The sequence below is a fragment of the Nocardioides sp. NPDC006303 genome (genome assembly GCF_040613175.1).
GTDB lineage: Bacteria > Actinomycetota > Actinomycetes > Propionibacteriales > Nocardioidaceae > Nocardioides.
This window is the reverse complement of the sequence record NZ_JBEXRR010000011.1, coordinates 1-21,049: the sequence shown is the minus strand read 5'-3', so window position 1 is coordinate 21,049 and position 21,049 is coordinate 1. Positions and strand designations below refer to the sequence as shown.

The following is a 21,049-nucleotide window of genomic DNA, read 5'->3' as shown; positions in this document are numbered from 1 at the left end:
CATGCCCCTGGTACCGATGTCGCTGCTGCTCGACAACGCCCGCGGCACCGGCCGCGGCCTGGGCGCGATGAACGTCATCCAGCTCGAGCTGGCCGAGGCGATCGTCGCCGGCGCCGAGCAGGCCGGCCGTCCGGTGGTGCTGCAGATCTCCGAGAACACCGTCGACTACCGCGGCTCCGTGGCGCCCCTGTTGCGGGCGAGCATCGCGATCGCGGAGCGCGCCACCGTGCCGGTCTGCGTACATCTCGACCACGCGACCCGGGTCGAGCTCGTCGAGGAGGCCGTCGAGCTGGGGTGTCCCTCGGTGATGTTCGACGCCTCGAAGCTCGACTACGACTCGAACGTCGCCGCCACCGCCAAGGTCGCGGCCTGGTGTCACGAGCGTGGCGCCTCGGTCGAGTCCGAGCTCGGGGAGGTGGGCGGCAAGGACGGAGTGCACGCACCAGGGGTCCGCACCCAGCCCGGCGAGGCCGCGGAGTACGTCGAAGCCACCGGTGTCGACGCGCTCGCCGTCGCGGTCGGCTCCTCGCACGCGATGACGACGCGTACCGCCAGCCTCGACAACGAGCTCATCACCCGCCTCGCCGCCGCCGTCGACGTGCCGCTCGTGCTGCACGGCTCCTCCGGGGTCCCGGACGAGGGCATCGTGGCGGCCATCGCCGCCGGGATGACCAAGGTCAACATCGCCACCCACCTCAACGCGACCTTCACCCGCGCCGTCCGCGCGGCGATCGCGGACGAGAGCAAGGTCGACCCGCGCAAGTACCTCGGCGCCGGCCGCGATGCGGTGGCCGGAGAGGCCGCCCGGCTGCTCGCGCTGATCGGCGGACCAAGGGTAGACCGCGCAGTGTGACCTGCGTTACAGGCGCCTCGCAACTTGCGATTGACCTGGCGGCCGGCGCCAACGGGCTGATCGTGCAACAGACCGACACCGCGGCCGCGTCGCAGCGGTGGCGCGCCACCCCGAACTAGACCCACCCGGTCGCACTGCTTACATGGCCTCATGAACCGCGCGCTGCGGTGACGGAGGACGGTGGTGAGCAGTGCGACCAGGCAGTCGCCGTGAGGTGGTGCTCTGTGCCGTCTTCATGCTGATCGCCTTGGGCTGGATCGTCACCGGGCTCCGCGCCGACTCCGGAGAGCTGCACGAGGCTCCGGTGGTCCTGGTCGGGCCCGACGTCGTCACGGTTCCGCTGGTCAAGCAGGTCAACGCGGTGCCGGGGCGCCCGTTCTCGGCCGGAGCGGTCGACAGCCGCGCCGAGGCGGCGGAGCTGCTGGAGCGCGGTGACGTCGTCGCCGAGCTCGACCTCGACCTGTCCGGCACCCAGGACGAGCTGCGTCTGGCCACGGCACACCGGCCGGCGCTCGCTCGCGCGGTCCAGGCCGAGGTGGAGCGGATCGAGGAGACCCGTGGACGTACGGTCGTGCTCGCTGCGCCGCCTGATCGGCTCGAGGGGCGGCCGCTGTCCTGGGTCACTTTCGCGACGGCGCTGGCCGGCTTCCTGCTGGTGTGCGTCGTCTCGCTCGTGTGGGGCCCGTTCGCGCGTACGCTGCCTCGGCTCCTGGCGCGGCTGACCGCCCTCGCCGCGTTGGCGGTGGGAGCGGGCGTCTTCGGCTGGCTGCTCGCGGGGCCGGCGCCGGCGGGGGAGCGGATGCTGGTGGCGTCGGTCCTCGCTGCCACGCTGCTCGCCGCGGGCGCGCTGACCTTCGCCTGCGAGATCATCGGCGGGTTGCCGGGGCTGCTGTTCGCGGCGACGGTGATCGTCGCTGGGCCGGTGCCTTTACTCCTCGCCGGGGACCGCCTGCTGCTCGCGGACGCGTGGGCGATCGGCTCCCGATGGACGATCACGGGGGCCGGCGAGTCGCTGCTGTGGGCGGCTTCCGGGGACGGCCGCACCGGGATCGCTCAACCGGTGGTGACCATCGCGGGGTCGGCGCTGCTCGGTCTGGTCGTGCTGCTGGCGATCCGGTGGCTGGTCCGGATCGACGTCGAACACCATGGCGCTCTCGCGGAGGTGCGGTCCTGGCGGCGGAACCTCGGCCTGGTCCTCGCCTCGGCCACCTGCCTGACGATCCTCGCGACCGCGTTGACCTCCGCACTGCACAGGGAAGCCGTACCGCGCCCGCTCGCCAGCCTCGCCTCGACGACCCAGTGCATCCCGGCGGGACCCGTCGAGGACGTCGACGACCTCAACCGGATCACCAGGCTCCGCGCCGAGCCGGCGCTCCAGGGCGGCGACGTGGGGGTGAGCGCCCATCTGAGTGATGGGCGGAGCATCTGGATGTTCGGCGACACCCTGCGGGACGAGAAGTTCTCCGGCGCCGGCTTCGTACGCAACTCGATGCTGCTCGTCGAGCCCGACTGCCTGCAGGTCGTGCTCCCGGAGTCCGGCGGCGCCATCATCCCCGACCGGGGCGACGGTGTGGGCTACTGGCCGATGTCGGTGACCACGCTCGACAAGCCGGGATATGCCCTCGTCATGGTGGCCGTGCAGCGGGTCCGTACGACCGACTCCGACGACGCGTTCGGCTTCGAGGCACTCGGACCCGCCATCGCCCAGTTCGTGGTCCCGGACGGGGGAGTCCCGCAGCTGATCGCGGTGACCGACATCGGTGCCGACGACGCCGACACCCGCCGGCCGATGTGGGGCGCCGCGGCGGCGGTGTCGGGGGAGTGGCTCTACCTCTACGGCACCGCCCGTGAGCCCGACCCGCCGCTCGGCACCGGCTTCGCCCTGCACGTCGCCCGCGTCGCGCCGGACCACGTCGCCGACCCCGACCGATGGACCTACTGGGACGGCACCGGCTGGAACAAGCGGGCCGGTTCCTCGAGCGAGCTGATCCCCGCGACCGACGGCGTCTCCCAGACGCTGAGCGTCTTCGAACGCGACGGGCGCTGGTACGCCTTCAGCAAGAGCGACGAGTTCCTCGGCGACGACCTCGTCTTCTGGACCTCCTCGTCACCGACCGGTCCGTTCCGGGCGCAACCGCCTGTCGGCACCCTTCCGTCCGGAGTGGCCCGCGGCGAGCTCCGCTACATGCCGCTGGCTCACCCCGACATCCTCGAGCAGCCCGGATCGGTGATCGTCTCCTACAGCCGCAACAGCACCGACTTCGGCGCGGTCCTGCGCAACCCGCTCCTGTATCGGCCGAAGTTCATCCGGGTCGATCTCCCGGGTCGCTAACGAAACCGGCGCCTGCGGTCGAGGCGTGGGTCGCCGGCCCGGATCAGGATGTCCTGGATGGTGAAGTTGGCCGCGATCGCTTCGCGCAGCGTCTCCAGGTTCTCGCGGATCGCCCGCATCTCCTCCCGCGGCTGCCGGTGCTCGAGATAGGCCCGGATGCGGCGTACCTCGTGGTCTCGCGTGGGGTTGTCCCGGCCGAGCTCGTCGAACATGTTGTGAAGGATCGTCTGGCTGGAACGGAACGAGGGCGAGTTGCCTGGCCACCGAACTCCCTCCTCGTCGACCTCGATGCTCGTCGTGCCCAGCGGGAGGTGGTCGTGGTCGACCGCGTACGAGAGCATGTCCAACGCCGCGCTCTTGATGGTGAGGAGGAGGTCGAGGGCGACGACGGACGGGCCCTCGATCACGTGGAGCTCCCAGCGCAGCCCCTGCAGGCGCTCGGTGATCACCCGGAGGTCGGAGATCTGATCCGTCACCAGCTCGAGCAGCGCGCCGCGTGCCGTCGCGAGCTCGATGTCCGAGGCCCGGTCGTAGCGTTCCATCTGGGTGACGATCTGCTCGGCCCGCACGAGCACGTCGTTGATCTGTACGTAGAGGAGGAAGAGATCAGCCCCGAGATAGGCCGCCTTGTCGCGTTCGCTTCTGCTCACGATGCCCGGAACGGCCTTGAGGACCACGTCGACGATCAGCTTGACGAACTCGATCATGCGCCGATGGTAGGGCTCCCCACCCTCACGTGGACACCACAATGGCGCCCCCAGATGCGGGCACCCGAGACGTGACGTCGACGTCGGTCGTCACGACGCCGTTGTGACTCAGCCACGGTCGCGGCGTACTCCCTTGTAGATGCCCCAACGCACGATCCAAGGCTGCAGGACGGTGTTGATCGTCCACGCGGGGAAGCGGAACGGGAGTCCGTTGGGCGCGAAGACCTGGAGACCGTCTCGCTGAACGCCGATCACCGAGCCCCACCGGCGACGGGGTGGCTGGTAGCTGTCGAGCGGCCTCCCCTTGAGAACTGCCTTGATGTTGCGAGCGAGGAGTCGGTCGGCGCGGTTCCTTGCGGAGGATCTCAGCTCGTCGGTGGCCGCGACATCGCCGACCGCGAAGACGCCGCTCTGCCCCTTGACCTGGAGATTCGGATCCACCACGACGAACCCGCGGTCGTCGAGGATCTCCGCGGGAAGCCAGCCGGTGTTGGGGTGCACGCGGCCGATGGCCCAGAGGACCGCGTCGGCCTTCGCCGGGGGTTGGCCGGTGCTCCACGTGACCGCGTCGCTGGTGATCTCGTCCCCGACGAAGCCGCGCGGAAGCTCGGCGCGATGGCCCGGGTGCAGCCCGACGCCTCTCTCGACAAGACGCTTCTCCAGGCTCTGCCACGTCTTTCGATGGTGCTGGGGGAGGGCGTGCTCGCCCGGGTAGTAGAGGTCGACCTGCTTGTCCGGCCATGTGCCGCTGACGTTGGCCGCACTGCTGACGGCCGCTGCGCCACCGCCGATGACGATCACCGAGGCCGCTCTCCGCAGCTGTTGGTGGACGTGCTGCAGGTCGGCATCGATCTGGTCGTCCGTCTGGAAGCCCGGCTTTCTCCAAAACCCGTTGGTGACTCCCGTCGAGATCACCAGCAGGTCGTACGGCTCAGGGCGGGTTGTGCCGTCCGGCAACTCGACATGGACGGCCCTGTGCGCAAGCTCGAGACCGACGAGAGTGCCGTGAATGAAATCGGCCCGATCAAGTCCGCGGAACCGGTCGAACGAGATCCGGTAGTCGCGCTCCCACTCGGCCGGCCTGCTGACCCGAGCGCCGAGCTCTTGGCCGCTGATCAGCCCTGGCTTGGTGGAGATCCCGACGACGTCGGCGTGCTTCGAGAGGCGTACCGCTGTCAGGACACCCGTCTCGCCGAGCCCCGCGATGATGACCCGCTTGCGCCTCATCCTGCGGCCTTGGGCGGTCTCGGCACGAGGCGGGGCACCCGGTCGATGACGTCCTGGTACGCCGGCCGCCGCTCGAGACTGCGCTTCTCCATCATCGGAATGCTCGCGCCCAGGAACATCGCCGTCATCGCGACGGTGCCGGCGAACAGCCACCACCAGTTGTCGGGCGAGGCGGCCAGGCCGAACAGCGCGAGGGAGAACCAGAAGCTGATCTCTCCGAAATAGTTCGGGTGCCGCGACCAGCCCCAGAGTCCGCGGTCCATCACCTGGCCCGGTCGGCTGTCGCGGGTGAACCGGTGCATCTGAAGGTCTGCGCCGAACTCCAGAGCCACGGCGCCAAGGCCCAGCGCGCAGGCGGCGATGTCGAGCCAGCCGACGTCCTGACCCGGGCTGGTGACCGCGACGTAGATCGGCAACGACCCCAAGAACACCTGGAAGGTCGGGATGAGGTGGATCGCGACGAGGTCCACGATCAATTCGAATCTGCCGGCCCGTTCGCGAAACAGCGGGTAGCGCCAGTCCTCGTGATGGAGCCCGGGGAACGAGTACACCCAGTTGCCGGTCAGCCGGATCGACCAACCGAGGACCACCAGCGCGACGAGGATGACGCGGGCGTCGGGGACGTCCTCGCCCGCCGAGGCCCACCAATAGAGAAGGAGAAGCGGAGGAACGACGCTCCAGTACGCGTCGTAGAAGCTGGAGTTCTTGTGCAACCGGCTTGCAGCGAAGATGACGAGCGTCGCGAGGACGTCTGCGATCAGGGCGTCGAGCCACAGGTGACGCGTGTCGGGTCCCCAGATCAGCCAAGCCGAAGCCACAGCGAGGGCGATGACGTACGCCGCGGCGACGCGGACGAGAGACTCTGCCTTACTCACTGCTCGAAGGTAGTGGACCTTCCGACGAATTGGAACATGTTCTAGCGGTGGGGCCGGCTCGGTGATGCGGTGTCGCTCGGTCAGAGCCGAAGGTCGCCGCTCAGGACGCGCTCGACGATGGCGCTGGTGGCGCAGTTCTCGACGAAGGACCGCGCGCGGATCAGCGCTAGGGCATCGTTGACGCTGCAGTCGCAGTCGACGGCGACGACGCCGGCAGCTCGGTGGAGTCGGCTCACCCCGTCGATGTCGGCCAGATCGAGGGAGTCCGGGGCATGGCCGACATCGACTGTGCGGGCCAGGAAGTGAGCGAAGGCATCGGCGGCCCCTTGCAACGCGCTGCCGCAGCGAATTCGGGCCGGGGGGTTGTACAGCGTGAGCGCGCCGAGCACCCCGTGGGGGACACGGATGGGGACGGCGAGGACCGTGCTGATCCCCAGACTGCGCAGCGGCGGCCCGAGGTGGGGCCAGTGATGCGCGATCTCGTCGCCCTCGTTCAGGACCGGCTGCCGCGAGTTCCAGGCCGAGTGCGACGGGCCCTCCCCGTGCACGAGCTCCAGGTCCTGCGCCCTCTCGCCGAGACCGTCGGTGGCCTGAGAGCCCGCCGCTGCTCCGTCGCTGGTGAGGAGCAGCAGTGCAACATCGGGTGCATCCGTCGCCTCCGAGATGGCTGTGACGACCGAGGCGCCCACCGCCTGGGTCGTGACTTGGCGGGCAAGCGACCGGTGGAGCCGGGCGGTGGCCCGGTGGAGCTCCTCGTTACGACGGTGGACCCGGGCGGCCGAGACGTGGATGTCGTGCATCTCCGGGGCGCATCTCATGGCGCGCAGCTCGGCTTCGGCGGCGCGAGCGGCCGCCGAGTCGGCGCGGGTGTCTTCCGCGGCCGCACGCGTCAGCAGCAGGTTGAGATCCCATCGACCGGAGCGGGCCACCTGTCCAGGATACGCCTGTCGCTGGATCAGGGCCGGTCGATCGGCTCCATGATGATGACCACGCCGCCGCTCTCGCCCACGAGCGGCGAGCAGATGATCTGACAGCCCAGGGCGCGGCCCTTGCGGTCGATCGCCGGCACCTCGACCGGGCCGGTGCGGGCGTTGTCTGTGCGGGCCTGCTCGACGACGCCGCGGATCTCGGCGACGGGCAGCCCGAAGTCCAGCCCGAAGAACACCTCGTCCCGCACCTCGTCGGCGCGCAGACCCCACATGTCCTCAGCGGCGGCGTTCCAGCTGCGTACGGTGAGCCGGTCGTCGAGCACGACGATCGCGAGGCCCACGCTCGAGAGCACGCTCTGCAAGAAGGTGCGCGTCTCGTCGAGCTCGCCTGAGCGGATCCGGAGCTCCTCGTTCATCGTCTCGAGCTCCTCGTTGCCGGACTGAAGCTCCTCGTTGGTGGTCTCGAGCTCCTCGTTGGTCGACTGGAGCTCCTCGTTGGTGGTTTCCAGCTCCTCCATCCCGGACTGGAGCTCCTCGTTGGTGGTCTCGAGCTCCTCGTTGGTGGACTGCAGCTCCTCATAGGCCGTTTCGAGGTCCTCGCGCACGCGCTTGACCTCTTGCTCGAGCAGCACCTGGGCGGAACAGTCGACGAACGCGATCGAGGCACCGAGCAGCTGGCCGCTCGCGGTGGTCAACGGCTGCACGACGACGTCGTAGAACTGGGACTCGGTGGTGTCGGCGCTGCGGCGCTCCACCCCGGTGAGCCGGATCGTGCGACGCTCGTTGGTCGCCTGCTCGATGACCGAGCGCACCTCCACCGGTCGGTAGGAGAGCTCGAGATCGCGGAACGGCCTGCCGATGTCCTGCACCCCGATCCCGAACTGGGTCCGTGCGGCGCTGCTTGCGGAGACCAGGATGCCGTCGTAGTCGATGCCGAGAACGGCGTACGGTGCGACGTCGAGCAGGCTGTCCCGCAGCTGTCGCTTTCGGCCGTTGGCACCGCTGGTGACCTCGCCGTAAGCGGACTCGGGCCGCGGCCGTACGGCTGGCGCCCTTCCCCGGGCGTAGCGGCTGTTGCGCCGGAAGATCCGCTGACGCATGTTCACGACACCGAACCGGTCGCTCGAGGTGAGCATCTCGGCCTTGCCGAGGAAGAGGAAGCCGCCGTCGCCCAGGGCGAAGTTGAACCGGTCCATGATCTCGCGCTGGGCCTCGACGTTGAAGTACATCAGCGTATTGCGGCACACCAGCAGGTCGAGCCGAGAGATGGGCGCATCCCGAGTGATGTCGTGCCGTCCGAAGATCACCCTGCGGCGGAGGTCCGGGCGGAAGCCGTAGCTGGTGCCGTTCTGCTCGAAGTAGCGGTCTCGCAGTTCCTCGGGCAGGTTCTTCAGCGCTCGCGTACCGTAGGCACCCGCCCGCGCCTGCTGCAGCGCTTCCTCGTCGACGTCGGTGGCGTAGATCTTCACCCGGTCGAGGCATTCCTGAAGGCCCATGGCCTCGGCGAACGCGATCGCGATCGAGTACGGTTCCTCGCCGCTGGAGCAGCCGGCGCTCCAGATCCGGATCTCCTCCTCACCTTCGGCGTCCGCGAGGATCTTCGGGATGATCTCTTCCCGGAGGTACGTCCAGGCCTCGGCATCGCGGAAGAAGCTCGTGACGTTGATGAGAATGGTGTTGAAGAGGTAGCTGAACTCCTCGGCGTCCGTCTCGAGTCGGTCGCGGTAGTCGGTCCAGCTCTCGACGCCGATGTCGGTCATCCGTTTCTGGATCCGACGCGCAAGCGACGACCTCTTGTAACCGGTGAAGTCGAACCCGCGGGCGTCGCGGATGAACACGAGCAGCTCCTCGAGCTGTCCATCGAGCTGTCCATCGACCTGTCCATCGACCTGTCCATCGATCGGTGACTCGGCGCGCGGGCCCTGGTTCTCGGGCTCCTGGTCGTCTGTCATCATGCTCTCCGCTGTCTGACCAGCCCGTCGAGGACGCTGGCGATCTGGTCGAGGGGGAGGACGAAGGCCGCCGCTCCGGTGGCCGCTGCGGCCTCGGGCATCCCGTTGAACTCAGCCGTTTCCGGGTCCTCGACGATCACCGTACCGCCACGGTCGCTGACCGCGGTCACCCCCATCGAGCCGTCGACCCCGGTGCCCGTCAGTACGCAGGCGATCGCGCGGTCACCGTACGTCGCGGCGACCGACTCGAACAAGAGGTCGGCAGATGGACGCACGAAGTGGACCAGCTCGCTCTCGGTGAGGGTCAGCACGCCGCCTTCGCGGACCAGGAGGTGGCGGTCGGGCGGCGCGATGTACACGATCCCCGGTGCTGCGCTCTCACCGTCCTCGGCGAGCTTGACGCGCAGTCGGGACCGGCGTTGCAGAACCTCGGCGATGACGGTCTCGTGGCGCCGGTCGAGGTGCTGGACGAGGAGGAGCGGGACCGGTAGGTCCGCGGCGAGATCCGCGAGCAGGAGACCCAAGGCGGTGATTCCGCCCGCCGAAGAGCCGATCGCGATGACATCGAACGCCGTGGATCGCGCCGGGGCAGCAGACACATCATCGAGCATAGCGGAGGACCCGTTCGAGATCGGGCTTCAGCATGGGGCCGTCACGATCTATCCGGACGCATGTGTGGAGCGTGGCCGAGGTGGCATCGGCAACCGCTGTGGACCTGGCCGATATCCGTTGTTCACGACCGCTTCGGCGATGCTTCTCACCGTGACGCCCCGGCGGCGCGCTTGGTCGCGGAGCCTGCCGAAGGCCTCGTCGGCATCGATCGACTCGCTGGCGACCAGGACCCCCTTGGCTTGCTCGATGATGACCCTGGAGTCGAGTGCGTGCTGGAGTTGGCCGACGGCTTTCTTCTCGTGGGCCAAGCGCGTCGCCGAGGTCAGGCACGCCGAGGTCAGCGCACCGATGAAGCCGGCGAGACCGAGATCCTCGCTGGTCCAGAGGTGCGGCTCCTGGGAGTAGAGGGTGAGGCCGCCTTCGCCGGCCTCCTGGCCGAGGGGAAGGAGGACGTGCGCCATCGTACGGATGCCGAGACTGTCCGCGACCTCGAGCTCGGCCCTCATCGACTCATCGGTGAGGGATACGTGGCGCAGGTCCTGCACCACGGCGACGGTGGCCGTGCGGGTGTCGGCCATCGCGATGAGCCGGTCCCCGAGCAGCGGTGGGGCAGGCAGGTCCCTCAGCGAGGTGAGCCGAGGTGTGGCCCGAGAGAGCACGGCGTCGTGGGCGTTGCTGAGCACCGCCGCGTCGACGGACATGAGACGGCATGCCGCTGCGGTGATCACGTCCAGGTCGTTGGACGGTAACTCGCCTGCAGCGAGCACAGTGACAAGGTCGCTCAGGTCTGGCCAGGGTGTCTCCGGGTTGCTCACGCTCGCCTCTCTCCCCTCGCCTCGATCATGCCCCTTCGGGACGCGTCGCGCCACTCGCTCTGTGTCACAGGGCCAGGCGGGAGTCGGCACGCGGAGAGGTCACCGAAGTGGTGCCCGCCGGGGCGTACGGGATGTCCCAGTGCATGACGGAGCCGCCGTCCGGGTCGAGCGTGAAGGTGCAGCGTCCGCCCAGGTGCTGGGCGCGGTCGAGCATCCCGACGAGGTCCAGGCCGGCACCGGCTCCGCGCTGCCAGGCGCCGCAGTCGGTGACCATGACGTCGATGGCGCGCTCGCCGATCGCGATCGTGATGTCGGGCCGGCCGCGGCCCGAACTCGCGGCCGCTGAGACGACCACACCCCCGAGGAGCTCGGCCAAGCCTCGGGCCACGGTCGCTGGAAGCCGGACGAGGTCGCCGTGCACCGAGATGCTCGCGCTGGGCGCCGACAAGTCGGCGCTCGCGTCGAGCAGTGTCTGCAGGATGAGTCCGTTCGGGTCGTGGTCGATGTCGTGGTCGTCGCGCCGGTCGAGTCCGAACGCCAGTCTGCGAAGGCCTCGGATGATGTCGTCGATGTCGCCGACTGCGTCTCGCAGCCGGTCCGCCGCGGGTCCTTGGACCGAGCTGTTGATCGAGACGAGCTTGAAGCCGAGAGTGAGTAGGCGCGCCATCGCCACGTCCCGGAGCTCTTCGGCGATGCGCTCGCGCTCTTGCAGAAGGTCTCGGCCGGCATCGTTGGTCGAGGATGGTGTTGACATCGCTGCTCCCCCAAGAGCCGAGACGTAACGGATCGACTACCGGGGTCAGGGGCGTTGGGCTCGTGGTCACGGGGAGACCGCGAGGTCAACAGCAGACTATCAGCCGGGCGACGCCAGTGACACGATCCGGTGGCTAGCGAGCGAGCGTGTGGAGCAGGCCGGTGACGGCGGCCGCGGCGGCATCGGCGTCCTGGGCGCGGATGGCGTCGAAGACGCCGAGGTGCTCGTCGGCGATCTCGGCCGTCTCGTCGTCGAGGTGGATGGTCGCGCGCAGGGTGTCCTCGAAGCCGGAGTAGAGCTCGATGAGGAGTGGGTTGTGGGTCGCGGTGACCACGCCGAGGTGGAACTCCGCGTCGGCCTCGGCGAAGGCGTCGGCGTTGCCGGCTGCGACGGCGGCGGTGCGCCGCTCCATGATCGCGGTCAGTGTTCGCAGGTCGTCCTCGGAACGACGCTCGGCCGCCAGCGCGGCGGCGCGAGTCTCGATCGCGTGACGGACCTCGAGGACGTGGGCCAGGTCGACCCGGCCGACCTGACGACGCATCATCGCCGCCACCTCGTTGGAGGCGGCGACGTACGTCCCGTCCCCGCGCCGCACCTCCAGCACGCCGGTGTGGGCCAGCGCCCGTACGGCCTCGCGGACCGTGTTGCGGCTGACTCCGAGGGCCGCGGCGAGCTCGGGCTCGGGCGGGATGCGGGCGCCGACGGCCCACTCGCCGTCGGCGAGCAGAGCGCGCATGCCGTCGATCGCCTGGTCGACCAGGGAGCGAGGCGTGGTGGTGGAGAGCGGCACGTGCCGTCCTTTCATCCAATCATCCGATGTCTGGCATCCTAGAGGTCGTGAACTCCCGCATCCAGCCCCGCCCCGATTCTCCGCCGTCGAACACAGCCGTTCGGTCGACGGTGTGGCTGCTGGTCGCGGTCCTGCTGGTCGCTGCCAACCTGCGCGGTGGCATCACGTCCCTCGGTGCCCTGCTCGACAGTCTCGACGGGCTCTCGGCCGGCACCCGGGCCTTCCTGACCTCGCTGCCGGTGCTGTGCTTCGCGGTCGTCGGTGCGACGGGAATGTCGCTCGCGCGCCGGCTCGGCGTACATCGTGGCATCGGCGTCGCGCTCGGCCTCCTGGTCGCCGGGCTGCTGGTCCGGGTGATCGGCGACCCCTGGCTGCTGCTCGCCGGCACGTTCGTCGCATGTGCCGGCATCGCGCTCGCCAACGTCCTGCTTCCCGCCGTGGTCAAGGAGGGCTTTCCGAACCGGGTCGGCGCGGTCACGGGCGCCTACAGCGCGGTGATGTCGCTCGGCGCGGCGATCGCAGCCGGGGTCACGGTGCCGATCGCCCATGCGGCCGGAAGCTGGCGGATCGGCCTCGGCGTCTGGGCCCTGCTCGCCGCCCTGGCGCTGCTGGCGTGGGTACCGCACCTGCGCGACCGCGGCCTGCGTCGAGGGGGCGCGGTCCGGGTCTCGCTGTGGCGTGAGCCGGTGGCGTGGGCTGTGACGATCGTCTTCGGCACCCAGTCACTCTTCGCGTACGTCGTGATGAGCTGGCTGCCGAGCATCTACGCCGACGCCGGCTTCAGTCATGAGACTGCCGGGCTGCTGCTCGCGGTGAGCATCCTGGTCGGCGTACCCGTGTTCTTCCTGGCCCCGACGCTCGCGATCCGGGCATCCACGCAGGGACACCTGATCGCGGTCCTGACCGCGCTGCTGGCGATCGGGTTCGCCGGCCTCTGGCTTGCTCCCGTCGCCGGTGCCTGGCTCTGGGCGGTGCTCGTCGGCATCGGCGGCGCCGTCTTCCCGGTCACCCTGACCCTGTTCAGCATCCGCACCGCGACCACCGCCGGCACCACCGCGCTGTCCTCGATGGCACAGAGCATCGGCTACCTGCTCGCAGCCGCCGGCCCGTTCCTCGTCGGCCTGCTGCGCGAGTCCACCGGGTCGTGGTCGGTCCCGATCGCACTCCTTCTGGGGCTCGCCCTCGTCCAGATCTGCGCCGGGTACGTCGCGGGCCGCCCGGTCGTCATCGGAGCCCGCGCCGAGGACTGAAGCACCAGCGAGCACGCCATGGCGGGGGTGGGGAGGCGAACGAAAATTCGTTCGGCGCAAGATGCCGCCTCGACCGGGGTGGCGTTGGCGGGTGGAAGAAATTTTTCTTCCACCCGAGTTGAGCGTAGGGCGTATCGAGCTAGAGGCCCCAGGTTGTGCGGGATCGAATACCGTGGGCGGCATGGCTACCGAGTCGTTCACCATCGCGCCGCTAAGCCCTGAGACCTGGCCGGCGTTCGATGCACTCGTGCAGCGGCACAACGGGATCTTCGGCGGCTGCTGGTGCATCTGGTTCCATCCGGACGGACCCGAGCGCGGGCAAGGGGCAGAGGCGAACCGGGCGCTGAAGAAGGCCTACGTCGAGCAGGGCGAGGCGCATGCCGCCCTGGTGATGGACGGGGACGAGGCTGTCGCCTGGGCCGAGTACGGCACCCCGGCCGAGCTGCCCACGCTCCACCACCTCAAGCAGTACGACGCCACGAAGACGGTGGACCCCGACTACCGGATCACCTGCGTCTTCGTCGACAAGCGCTACCGGCGACAGGGCGTGACGGAGCTGGCGATCACCGGTGCGCTCGAGCAGATCGCGCATGCCGGTGGCGGGCGGGTCGAGAGCTATCCGCACGACCTGACCGAGCAGACCAAGAAGATGTCGTCGTCGTTCCTCTACAACGGCACCCGTCGGCTCTACGAGCGGCTCGGCTTCACCTACGACCGGCCCAAGGGCCTCAAGAACTGCGTCATGGTGAAGACCGTCGAGCCTGCCTGAGGTCAGGGTCGTAGACCCGAATTCTTTGCGTCCGTCGGCAAGGTGGGGTCGATCGGGGTGACCCGGACGCCGAGGGCGGAGTGGGCGTAGCTGGCCAGCTGCTGCTCGGCGCGCTCCAGGGTGAGTGACGAGTTGTGGGCGAGCAGGTGGAGGCCGAAGGCGTCTTCGAGGGCGACGAAGTTGCGGGCGATCGCCTCGGCCGAGTCGGTCAGCGTGAAGACGCCGGTCGCGCGCCCGACCTCGAGCACGGCGCTGTAGAGCGAGACCTCGCGGTCGAAGAGCAGCGTCATCAGCGTCGCGTGCATCGGGCTGCGGCTCGCGTTGACCGAGATCTCATCGAGGACCTGGCTCAGGAGAAGGTCCTCACCTCGGGGAAGACCCGAGTACATCAGGCGGCCGAGCTTCTCGGCGGGGGAGAGGTCGCCCTCGATCGCGCGCTGCCGGGACCAGTAGTAGCGGTCGGTCGCGGCCTGGTGGGCGGCCTCGATGAGGCCGTCGAGCTCGGGGTAGTAGTAGGCGATCAGGCGCGGTGAGATCCCGGCCTCCGCGGCGATGTTCTTCATCGTGGCGCCGGCCAATCCGTGGGCCGCGATCACGGTGAGTGTTGCCGCGGTCAGATGTTCGCGCCGAGCGGCCTGGTCCTTGCGTCGAGCCATGCTCAACCGTAACGCGTATGTGAAATCTGTGGGCGAATGATTGACACCTGGTGTGGCGGGGCTCATATTTGCGGTGAAGCGCAAAGAAAGGATTTGCTTGTGCGTACCCACCAGGACTGGCGAGAGATTGCCGCCGAGGTCCGACTCCGGACCCGACCGTTCATCGGCGGCCGTTCCGTCGACACCGCGGAGGGCTCCTTCGAGAACCGCAACCCCGCCACCGGCGCGCTGCTCGCCGAGGTCGCCGACGCCGGCACCGCCGGTGTCGACGCGGCCGTGCGCGCGGCACGGGCGGCGTACGACGACGGGGGCTGGTCGCGGGCGGGTGTCGCCTTCCGCCGGGAGCGGATGCTCCGCTTCGCCGACCTCTTGGCCGACCATGCCGCCGAGCTCGCCGTCCTGGACTCGCTCGACATGGGCAAGCGGGTCGTGGATGCGTACGACCTCGACCTGCCGTTCTCGGTCAACCTGTTCCGCTACTACGCCGAGGCGATCGACAAGATCAACGACGAGGTCGCACCGACCCCGCCCGGCACCACCGCGCTGATCCGCCGAGTCCCGCTCGGAGTCGTGGGCGCGGTCGTGCCGTGGAACTACCCGGTCGACATGCTCGCCTGGAAGGTCGCCCCAGCGATGGCCGCCGGCAATAGCGTCGTGCTCAAGCCCGCCGAGCAGTCGCCGTCCTCGGCGCTGCGGATCGCCGAGCTCGCCGCCGAGGCTGGGATCCCTGACGGCGTCCTCAATGTCGTCCCCGGGCTGGGGGAGACCACCGGCAAGGCGCTCGGCCTCCACCCCGACGTCGACGTGCTCGCGTTCACCGGATCGACCGAGGTCGGTGCGTACTTCCTGCAGTACGCCGGCCAGTCCAACCTCAAGCAGGTCTGGCTCGAGTGCGGCGGCAAGAGCCCGCACGTCGTCTTCGCCGACACCGAGGACCTCGCCACCACCGCCAAGCAGACCGCCTTCGGCATCTGGTTCAACCAGGGCGCGGTCTGCTCGGCGCACTCCCGCGTCCTGGTCCAGCGCGAGGTCCACGAGGAGTTCGTCGACCTCGTCGCGAAGGAGGCCGCGGCGTACGCCCCCGGCGACCCGCTCGACCCGGCCGCCGGGATGGGCGCGATCGTCTCGCCCGAGCAGACCGACCGGATCATGCACTTCGTCGACGAGGCCAAGACCTCCAAGGCGCGCCTGGTCACCGGCGGCGAACGGATCACCCGCGACGGCAGCGACTGCTACGTCCAGCCCACCGTCTTCGACGACGTCGACCCCGCTTCCACCCTCGCCCGCGAGGAGGTCTTCGGACCCGTCCTCGCGGTCACCGCGTTCGACACCGAGGACGAGGCCGTCGCGCTCGCCAACGACACCCCGTACGGCCTGGCCGCCTCGGTCGCGACTGGCAACCTGAGTCGCGCGCACCGGCTCGCCGAGCGGATCCACGCCGGCACCGTGACCGTGAACGGCGTCGACGCTTTCAGCGCCTGGACCCCGTTCGGCGGGTTCAAGGGCTCCGGCTTCGGGCGCGACCTCTCGCTGCACGCCCTCGACAAGTACGTCGGTCTCAAGACCGTCTGGATCAACCACTGACCTCCCGCCCGACCAGCCAGGGACACACCATGACGCAGACCAACCAGCCGACCGCCCTCGCGGCCGAGCAACAGTCACATCTACGCAAGACGCTGCGACGCTTCGACATCGTCTTCCTGCTCATCGCCGCCGTCGTCGGCCTCGAGACCCTCGGGCAGGTCTCGCTCTACGGCGCCGAGGCGTTCACGTGGGCCCTCGTGCTCGCGGTCTTCTTCCTCGTGCCGTACGGCCTGATCTTCGCCGAAACCGGTGCCGCGTTCAGCGAGGAGGGCGGGGCCTACACCTGGGTCCGGGACGCCTTCGGGCGACCGGCCGCCGCGGTGGCCGCGATCCTCACCTGGATCACCCAGCCGGTGTGGGTCGGCGGCTCGATGGCCTTCCTCGCCGCGGAGACCGTGAGCGTGTACATCACCCCGCTCGAGCACGGCTCGGTCGGCGACTATCTGTTCAAGATCGTGTTCATCTGGATCACCGTGGTCGCCGCGATCGCCAGCCTCGCCAAGGGCAAATGGCTGCCGACCAGCGGCGCGATCCTCAAGGTCGGCCTGCTCGCCTTCTTCGTGCTGACCACGGTCATCTACGCCGCCAAGAACGGCGTCGTCGACCTCAGCGGCGGCGACTTCAGCCCGACCCTGCTCGGCCTGTTCGGCTCCGTCCCGATCCTGCTCTTCGCCTACCTCGGCTTCGAGTCCTCCAACAGCGCCGCCGGTGAGATGGAGAACCCGGCCCGCGACGTACCGGTCTCGATCTTCCGCTCCTGCGCGACCGCCGCGGTCTGCTACCTGGTGCCGATCTTCGCGATCCTGCTCGTCGTCCCCAGCGACGACATCACCGGCATCGGCGGCCTCCTCGACGCCGTCGGCACCGTCTACTCCGTCTACGGCGCCGCGGCCGAGCCGCTGCTCACGCTCACCGCCGTCGTCTTCGTCTACATCCTGATGAGCCAGGGCGCGGCGTGGATGATCATCTCCGACCGCATGCAGGCGATGACCGCTGCCGACGGTGCCTTCTTCGGCGGGTTCTTCGGCCGCTTCCACGAGGGCCTCGGTACGCCGGTGCGGGTCAACATGCTCTCCGGTGTCGTGGCGACGGTGTTCCTGCTCGTCGCGATGCAGGTGACCGGCTCGGGCGCGTCGATCTTCGGCGTCGTACTCACCATCTCGATCTCCACGTTCCTGCTCAGCTACCTGCTGGTCATCCCGGCCGCGATCCGGCTGCGCACCCGCTACCCCGACCGCCCGCGCCCCTTCCGCGTCCCCGTCTCCGACCGCGGCTTCGCGGTGCTCGGCTGGGTGGCCTTCGCCTGGGTCCTGCTCGGCTCGTGGGTCGCGGTGTTCCCGGGCACCCTCGAGCGACTGTTCGGCGAGGCGTACCCGTTCAAGGAGATCTGGGGCGTGAGCCAGGTGACCTTCGAGGTCTTCACGCTCGGCACCCTCGGCTGCCTGCTCCTGCTCTGCGGCATCGGGTACGTCCGAGGTGCCCGCGTCCGCGCCGAGGTCGGCGCCCCCGTCCCGTCCGTTCCCACCGAGGAGCCCACTCGATGACCGCGTACGACATCCTGTTCGAGCCCGTGCAGATCGGGCCGTTCACCACGAAGAACCGCTTCTACCAGGTGCCCCACTGCAACGGCATGGGCTACCGCGACCCCAGCGCCCAGGCGGCGATGCGCAAGATCAAGGCCGAGGGCGGCTGGTCGGTGGTGTGCACCGAGCAGGTGGAGATCCACGCGACCTCCGACATCGCGCCCTTCATCGAGCTGCGGATCTGGGACGACCAGGACCTGCCCGCGCTCACGCGGATCGCCGACGCGATCCACGAGGGCGGCGGCCTGGCCGGCATCGAGCTAGCGCACAACGGCATGAACGCACCGAACCAGCTCAGCCGCGAGACCCCGCTCGGGCCCGCGCACCTCCCGGTCGCTCCCGACACCATCGCGCCGGTCCAGGCCCGGGCCATGTCGCTGCAGGACATCGAGGATCTGCGGCGCTGGCACCGCAATGCCGTACGCCGCTCGCTCGAGGCCGGCTACGACGTCGTCTACGTCTACGGCGCCCACGGCTACGGCACCCCGCACCACTTCCTCTCGCGGCGCTACAACAACCGCACCGACGCGTACGGCGGCTCGCTGGAGAACCGGATGCGACTGCTGCGCGAGCTCCTCGAGGACACCATCGACGAGGTCGCCGGCCGGGCCGCGGTGGCCTGCCGGATCACGGTCGAGGAGGAGATCGACGGCGGCATCACCCGCGAGGACATCGAGGGCGTCCTGCGCGAGCTCGGCGAGCTGCCGGACCTGTGGGACTTCGCGATGGGCAGCTGGGAGGGCGACTCGGTCACCTCGCGGTTCGCGCCCGAGGGCCGCCAGGAGGAGTTCGTCGCCGGGCTGAAGAAGCTCACCTCCAAGCCCGTCGTCGGCGTCGGCCGGTTCACCTCGCCGGACGCGATGGTGCGCCAGGTCAAGGCCGGCATCCTCGACCTGATCGGCGCCGCGCGCCCGTCGATCGCGGACCCGTTCCTGCCGAACAAGATCCGCGACGGCCGGCTCAACCTGATCCGCGAGTGCATCGGCTGCAACATCTGCGTCTCCGGCGACCTCACCATGTCGCCGATCCGCTGCACCCAGAACCCGAGCATGGGGGAGGAGTGGCGCCGCGGCTGGCACCCGGAGCGGATCCGGGCCAAGGAGAGCGACTCCCGCATCCTCGTCGTCGGCGCCGGTCCGTCCGGCCTGGAAGCGGCCCGGGCGCTCGGCGTACGCGGCTATGACGTCGTGCTGGCCGAGGCCGGCCGCGACCTCGGCGGCCGGGTGACGGCCGAGTCGAAGCTGCCCGGGCTCTCGGCCTGGGGCCGGGTAAAGGAGTACCGCGAGGCCGTCCTCGCCGACCTCCCCAACGTCGAGATCTACCGCGAGAGCCCGATGTCCGCCGAGGACATCGTCGAGTTCGGCTTCGAGCACGTCATCACCGCGATCGGTGCCACGTGGCGTACCGATGGCGTCGCCCGCTTCCACACCACCGCGATGCCGATCGCCGAGGGCGCGCAGGTGCTCGGGCCCGACGACCTCTTCGCCGGCCGGCTGCCCGACGGCAAGAAGGTGGTCGTCTACGACGACGACCACTACTACCTGGGCGGCGTCCTCGCCGAGCTGCTCGTGCAGAAGGGCTACGACGTCTCGATCGTCACCACCGGCGCGCAGGTGTCGTCGTGGACCAACAACACCTTCGAGATCAACCGGATCCAGCGTCGGCTCATCGAGAACGGCATCACCCGGGTGACCGACCACGCGGTCACGTCGGTCGGGACCAGCGGTGTCCGGGTGCAGGACGTCTACGCCGGCATCGAGCGTGATCTCGACTGCGACGCCGTCGTCATGGTGACCGCCCGCCTCCCGCGCGAGGAGCTCTACCTCGACCTGCTCGCCCGTCGCGACGCCGGCGAGATCGCCTCCGTACGCGGCATCGGCGACTCCTGGGGCCCCGGCACCATCGCGGCCGCCGTCTGGTCCGGCCGCCGCGCGGCCGAGGAGTTCGACGCCGTCCTGCCCTCCAACGACGAGGTGCCGTTCCGGCGCGAGGTGACCCAGCTGGCCTGAGGCGTCCGTCTCTGCGGCCGAAACAGGTACGACGGGGAGTTCTGCAGGGGTTACGCGCGAGTAACCCCTGCAGAACTCCCCGTCGTACCCGGTACGGGTCAGCTGGCTCGGCGGTGGAGGATTCTCGAGCGCTGATCTCTTGTCAAGGAGCGGCGTTGTTCGACTGTGGTTGTCGGGAGCCACCAATCTGGCGGGGTCAGGGTCCACCCCGTTGTCCGATTTCGACCGGCCCGCCGGCATGCGTCTTGGGTGCGTCGGAGGAAGTCGGCGGGATCGCGACGGTCGGCGGCGACCATGGTCACGTACTCCAGACCCACGCGGCGAAATGCTCCTTCACGGCGGATGTCCTTGGCTCGCTGCTTGCCTTCGAGGTGTAATGCGCCGTCGTACTCCCCGACCACGCCGTGGTCGAGGTCGAGCAGATCGGGCGTACCGATGTGGTTGCCTGCCGCGTCGAACACCGGATGGTTGGTGACGACGTCGACGAGGCCGATGTCACGCCACAGCAGGCGCATCTCGGTCTCCATCCGCGACCACGTGTTCTCGTCGCCGAGCGCGATCGCCTCGCGGCATCGGTCGACGCCCGTCCAACCGGACAGGCGCATGACGTACGTCTCGGCCTCCTGCTTCGAGACCAGATCGGATTGCGCGGCGACGTCGAAGATCTGGACCGCTTCGGCCAGCGTGGATGCGAATCTCATCTCGAAGCAGACGGACCGGAGCGGATGCGTGACCGGCAAGCCATCGACGACCCGTCGATCGTCGAGCTGGCGCCTCTCGGCCGTGATGAACGCGCCCCGGGGCGGGTCGACCCGATGACCGTCCACCAGGAGCGGAACCGGCCGCTCGCGGTCGAGCCGTTGTCCTGAGGTCGTCGAACCTCGAGGCCGTCGAACGCCTCCGCGCCGAGCCAGCGAAGCGCCGCCCACCCGGTCACTGCATCGTGAGGGCCGAGCACCATCGCGGCCTCGACGATCCGCTGCTCCGGCGTGTCTGCGGTGTACCGCGCGGGCAGGTAGAAGCCCCGACTCGCCCGTCGCCACCCCTTGCCGGCCACCTGACCTCGCGTCGGCCCGACCTTCCCGGCTGGATCGATGCGCACAGGGCGTACGAGCCATGGCCGGTTCCCGTGGAAGTCCTGCGGCTCGAAGTCCTGAGCGGATACGGGCATGCCGGGATCATCACCCAGAGTCGAATTTCCCCGCAGAAGTTATCCACAGGTCCAGGTACGACGGGGAGGTCGACAGGGGTTACCTGCGAGTAACCCCTGTCGCTCTGCGGGTTGGTGAATGTGATCGGGTACGGCAACTCGGCGCCGGCCTCGGTGAGGTGCTTCTTGGCCGCGGCCGGGT

19 protein-coding genes are annotated in these 21,049 nt (G+C 69.3%); 7 read left to right on the top strand and 12 right to left on the bottom strand.

Annotated features, from left to right (window positions below; all coding sequences use genetic code 11):
- Position 1: 1 nt before the first annotated feature.
- Both ABZY89_RS11065 and ABZY89_RS11060 read left to right on the top strand, forming a co-directional pair.
- Positions 2-853, top strand: a complete 852-nt coding sequence (locus ABZY89_RS11065; RefSeq protein WP_355227077.1) for a class II fructose-bisphosphate aldolase — start codon at positions 2-4, stop codon at positions 851-853.
- A 190-nt stretch (positions 854-1,043) separates the two neighbouring features.
- Complete coding sequence (locus tag ABZY89_RS11060) at positions 1,044-3,185, top strand: hypothetical protein (RefSeq protein ID WP_355227075.1); 2,142 nt, start codon at positions 1,044-1,046, stop codon at positions 3,183-3,185.
- Here the strand turns inward: ABZY89_RS11060 and ABZY89_RS11055 are convergent.
- From ABZY89_RS11055 to ABZY89_RS11015, 9 genes are all read right to left on the bottom strand, one after another.
- A complete protein-coding gene (locus ABZY89_RS11055; protein ID WP_355227073.1) occupies positions 3,182-3,892 on the bottom strand; it encodes a hypothetical protein in 711 nt (236 codons plus the stop codon). The genes ABZY89_RS11060 and ABZY89_RS11055 overlap by 4 nt on opposite strands.
- 108 nt (positions 3,893-4,000) lie before the next feature.
- Positions 4,001-5,119 carry an FAD-dependent oxidoreductase gene (locus ABZY89_RS11050; RefSeq protein ID WP_355227072.1) on the bottom strand — a complete coding sequence of 373 codons (1,119 nt, stop codon included), beginning with the start codon at positions 5,117-5,119 and terminating at the stop codon, positions 4,001-4,003.
- The gene (locus ABZY89_RS11045; protein WP_355227071.1) at positions 5,116-5,994 is read right to left on the bottom strand and encodes a DUF1295 domain-containing protein; all 879 of its coding nucleotides are present in this window, start codon (positions 5,992-5,994) and stop codon (positions 5,116-5,118) included. The genes ABZY89_RS11050 and ABZY89_RS11045 overlap by 4 nt, the downstream gene beginning before the upstream one ends.
- An 80-nt stretch (positions 5,995-6,074) precedes the next feature.
- Positions 6,075-6,923: a GAF domain-containing protein gene (locus tag ABZY89_RS11040; RefSeq protein ID WP_355227070.1), complete on the bottom strand. Its 849-nt coding sequence runs from the start codon at positions 6,921-6,923 to the stop codon at positions 6,075-6,077.
- A gap of 26 nt (positions 6,924-6,949) precedes the next feature.
- Positions 6,950-8,875, bottom strand: coding sequence for a CheR family methyltransferase (locus tag ABZY89_RS11035; RefSeq protein WP_355227068.1), 1,926 nt, complete (start codon positions 8,873-8,875; stop codon positions 6,950-6,952).
- Positions 8,875-9,474 (bottom strand): chemotaxis protein CheB, encoded by a 600-nt coding sequence (locus tag ABZY89_RS11030; protein WP_355227067.1) that lies wholly within the window; start codon positions 9,472-9,474, stop codon positions 8,875-8,877. Before ABZY89_RS11030 ends, ABZY89_RS11035 begins: the two co-directional genes overlap by 1 nt.
- A gap of 60 nt (positions 9,475-9,534) precedes the next feature.
- Positions 9,535-10,188, bottom strand: a complete 654-nt coding sequence (locus ABZY89_RS11025) for an ANTAR domain-containing protein (protein ID WP_355227065.1) — start codon at positions 10,186-10,188, stop codon at positions 9,535-9,537.
- A gap of 178 nt (positions 10,189-10,366) precedes the next feature.
- Positions 10,367-11,056, bottom strand: coding sequence for a hypothetical protein (locus ABZY89_RS11020; protein WP_355227064.1), 690 nt, complete (start codon positions 11,054-11,056; stop codon positions 10,367-10,369).
- Positions 11,057-11,189: 133 nt separating this feature from the next.
- On the bottom strand, positions 11,190-11,861 hold the full coding sequence (locus ABZY89_RS11015; protein ID WP_355227063.1) for an FCD domain-containing protein: 672 nt from the start codon (positions 11,859-11,861) through the stop codon (positions 11,190-11,192).
- A gap of 11 nt (positions 11,862-11,872) precedes the next feature.
- Here ABZY89_RS11015 and ABZY89_RS11010 point away from each other — a divergent pair, with 11 nt between their 5' ends.
- Both ABZY89_RS11010 and ABZY89_RS11005 read left to right on the top strand, forming a co-directional pair.
- On the top strand, positions 11,873-13,096 hold the full coding sequence (locus tag ABZY89_RS11010) for an MFS transporter (RefSeq protein WP_355227061.1): 1,224 nt from the start codon (positions 11,873-11,875) through the stop codon (positions 13,094-13,096).
- Between the two features lie 181 nt (positions 13,097-13,277).
- Positions 13,278-13,865 carry a GNAT family N-acetyltransferase gene (locus ABZY89_RS11005; protein ID WP_355227059.1) on the top strand — a complete coding sequence of 196 codons (588 nt, stop codon included), beginning with the start codon at positions 13,278-13,280 and terminating at the stop codon, positions 13,863-13,865.
- Positions 13,866-13,867: 2 nt separating this feature from the next.
- On the opposite strand, the gene ABZY89_RS11000 is transcribed toward ABZY89_RS11005, so the two are convergent.
- Positions 13,868-14,521 (bottom strand): TetR family transcriptional regulator, encoded by a 654-nt coding sequence (locus tag ABZY89_RS11000; RefSeq protein ID WP_355227058.1) that lies wholly within the window; start codon positions 14,519-14,521, stop codon positions 13,868-13,870.
- 99 nt (positions 14,522-14,620) lie between these two features.
- On the opposite strand from ABZY89_RS11000, the gene ABZY89_RS10995 reads away from it, so the two are divergent.
- The 3 genes from ABZY89_RS10995 to ABZY89_RS10985 are packed head-to-tail and all read left to right on the top strand — an operon-like array spanning position 14,621 to position 19,697.
- The gene (locus ABZY89_RS10995; RefSeq protein ID WP_355227056.1) at positions 14,621-16,105 is read left to right on the top strand and encodes an aldehyde dehydrogenase; all 1,485 of its coding nucleotides are present in this window, start codon (positions 14,621-14,623) and stop codon (positions 16,103-16,105) included.
- Positions 16,106-16,134: 29 nt separating this feature from the next.
- Complete coding sequence (locus tag ABZY89_RS10990; RefSeq protein ID WP_355227054.1) at positions 16,135-17,649, top strand: APC family permease; 1,515 nt, start codon at positions 16,135-16,137, stop codon at positions 17,647-17,649.
- Positions 17,646-19,697, top strand: coding sequence for an FAD-dependent oxidoreductase (locus ABZY89_RS10985; protein WP_355227053.1), 2,052 nt, complete (start codon positions 17,646-17,648; stop codon positions 19,695-19,697). Before ABZY89_RS10990 ends, ABZY89_RS10985 begins: the two co-directional genes overlap by 4 nt.
- Before the next feature lie 98 nt (positions 19,698-19,795).
- Here the strand turns inward: ABZY89_RS10985 and ABZY89_RS10980 are convergent, their stop codons facing one another.
- On the bottom strand, positions 19,796-20,398 hold the full coding sequence (locus tag ABZY89_RS10980; RefSeq protein ID WP_355227051.1) for a hypothetical protein: 603 nt from the start codon (positions 20,396-20,398) through the stop codon (positions 19,796-19,798).
- On the bottom strand, positions 20,395-20,868 hold the full coding sequence (locus ABZY89_RS10975) for a hypothetical protein (protein ID WP_355227049.1): 474 nt from the start codon (positions 20,866-20,868) through the stop codon (positions 20,395-20,397). Before ABZY89_RS10975 ends, ABZY89_RS10980 begins: the two co-directional genes overlap by 4 nt.
- Between the last annotated feature and the right edge of the window lie 181 nt (positions 20,869-21,049).